Origin of the sequence: Aeromonas sp. R5-1 (assembly GCF_040908265.1) — a bacterium.
GTDB classification, from domain to species: Bacteria; Pseudomonadota; Gammaproteobacteria; order Enterobacterales; family Aeromonadaceae; genus Aeromonas; species Aeromonas caviae.
This window is the reverse complement of record NZ_JBFODJ010000083.1, coordinates 1-2,424: the sequence shown is the minus strand read 5'-3', so window position 1 is coordinate 2,424 and position 2,424 is coordinate 1. Positions and strand designations below refer to the sequence as shown.

Here is a 2,424-nt window from a genome sequence, read left to right as displayed (position 1 = left end):
GGCGTTGTTGCTCAAATCAGGGAACTATCCCGCAGTTTGGTGATCTGATCTCTTAGGTTCACCACCGGGAGCGCCAGATGGGCAAGTCCAAGCACAAGATCAGCAACTGGAAACAGTACAACCAAGCCTTGGTGCAACGTGGTTCGTTGACCGTCTGGATGGATGAGCAAGCCATCCAGCAGTGGCATTGCCAAACCCATCATGGCCGCCGGGGGCGAGGCTTCCATTACAGCGACTCTGCCATTGAAACCGCGCTGATGCTCAAGGCGGTATTCAAGCTACCGCTGCGTGCCTTGGAAGGCTTCATCAACTCGCTGTTCAAGCTGATGAAGGTGCCCTTACAGTCGCCGGACTACAGCTGTATCAGCAAGCGTGCCAAGACGGTCGAAATCAAGTACCGCCTACCGAGCCATGGCCCGGTGGCTCACCTCGTCATCGATGCCACCGGACTCAAGGTCTATGGCGAGGGCGAATGGAAAATTCGCAAGCACGGCAAGGAGAAACGCCGCGTCTGGCGCAAGCTTCACCTGGCCGTAGATGCGGCGACCCATGCCATCGTCGCAGCCGAAGTCAGCCTGGAAACGGTGGGCGATAACGAGGTGCTGCCCACGCTGCTCAACCCCTTGCGCCGCAAGATAGAACAAGTCAGCGCCGATGGTGCTTATGACACCAGAGCCTGTTATGCCCTACTGCAAAAGAAGGGCATCAAGGCCACCATACCGCCGAGAAAGAATGCGGCATTCTGGAAGAAAGGCCATCCACGCAACGAGGCGGTTGCCGCGCTCAAGGCAGGAGAACTGGAGCAATGGAAAAAGGACTCTGGCTATCATCAGCGCTCGATAGCTGAGACCGCCATGTATCGCTTCAAGCAGCTCATCGGTCCGAAACTGAGTCTGCGGAGCTACAACGCCCAGGTGGGTGAGATCCTGGCCGGGGTGAAAGTCATGAACAAGGTCATAGGGCTTGGTATGCCTATTCGGCAGGCCGTCAACTAAGCCCGCCCGGCGGGTTGGGGAGCGAGTATCCGACTTTGGATTTGATCAACAAGGCCCCGCTGATTGCCCCGGTGAAAGGCAGAACCCCAGCGGTAAACCATGACCATCAGTGACCAAGTGAATTTTGCTGCCAAAACCTCCACGCGAGCGACCAAGCGCTTGATTCACCGGAGTGTTTTTTTACGCGCTCCGGCAGCATCTTTGGATGCCCTGACATTGGAGCCGTCAATGCACCACAGGTCGAAGTCGATAAGCCCTTCTTCATTGAGATGTAGTTGCAGCGCTTCAAGGATGGCATCGATGTGACCTGTACTCTGCCAACGTCGAAAGGTGTTGTAGACCGAACTCCATGGGCCGAAACGTTCTGGCAGATCTCGCCAAGGCGCACCGGTGTGGAGTATCCAGAGAATGCCATCGAGCACTTGGCGTGGCTCGCGAGTAGGACGTCCGCTTATGCGGTGGTATGGAAAAAGGGGCTCGATAAGTCCCCATTGTGCATCGGTCAACTGGTAACGACGGGACACTGCATAGGTCTTAAGCTGTTGAGAAGATGTGAGATTATATCTTCATCACTTTAAGAACACAGCCTAGCCCGCTTGGACAGCCGAAGGCTGCCCGCAAGGCGAGCGCCAGGGATGGCGCGAGTCAATCCCGACCCAGCACCAAATTAGAAAAACCGACCTCAGGGTCGGTTTTTTGCTTTCTGAGCCAGCCGTACACACCCTTATTCCCGTCACGGTGTTATCTCTTCAGCTTGGAGATATAGGGGACATTTCTGTACTTGTACTCCCGGGGCAGCCCTTAGTCGACAGGCAGCTCATCCGTTGCCATCTCATAGGCATCCAATTGCTCGGCAGGGATCGCCACGCGGCCCGGTTTCACAAACAGGGTCGCGATGGAAGGTGCGTTCAGCAATGACGACAAGATGGAATCCCTGGCGTCTACCCCTTCCTGCAATACAGTGAGCTGGACTACCGACAGTACGCCGTCCTCATGAGTCATTTCGAGGCATACGGCTGCACCGTGATCGCGGCACCATGTGCTCAGGCGCCTTGGGGGGAAGCGTACAAATACGCTCACCCTCTGCTGGCATCGCGGGACTTGCTGATCCCATGGAGGGGTTGCTCACCGATAACCTGATATTGCGTTCCACTAATAGACACAATGACATCCGCTAAAAATTTAGGCTCCATGCAGAGCCTAAATATTCCTTCTCTCGTCTAAGCCATGTGCAGATACGCGAAAATCTTGCCGGCATGATTGTGATAGTAATCACAGTTCGAGCGTTTAGATTTATCCTTCCTCGACCGGGTCACTCCTTTTGTTACACTGCGTGTGCATATTCCGGCCGATCATGAACACCAATTCCGATTCAACGTGAACACCATTTCCGGACCAATGTGAACGCTCATTCCGGTTCAACCTGAAC

General features: G+C 54.9%; 2 protein-coding genes and 1 pseudogene. 1 reads left to right on the top strand and 2 read right to left on the bottom strand.

Going from position 1 to position 2,424, the window contains the following annotated elements:
* The first annotated feature begins 77 nt into the window (after positions 1-77).
* Positions 78-995 carry an IS5-like element ISEc35 family transposase gene (locus tag AB5Y64_RS11900; RefSeq protein WP_113979304.1) on the top strand — a complete coding sequence of 306 codons (918 nt, stop codon included), beginning with the start codon at positions 78-80 and terminating at the stop codon, positions 993-995.
* Between the two features lie 57 nt (positions 996-1,052).
* Here the strand turns inward: AB5Y64_RS11900 and AB5Y64_RS11895 are convergent.
* Positions 1,053-1,519, bottom strand: a pseudogene (locus tag AB5Y64_RS11895) (IS5 family transposase); the annotation flags it as partial.
* A 277-nt stretch (positions 1,520-1,796) separates the two neighbouring features.
* Positions 1,797-1,919 carry a hypothetical protein gene (locus AB5Y64_RS11890; protein ID WP_260395686.1) on the bottom strand — a complete coding sequence of 41 codons (123 nt, stop codon included), beginning with the start codon at positions 1,917-1,919 and terminating at the stop codon, positions 1,797-1,799.
* Positions 1,920-2,424 lie beyond the last annotated feature (505 nt).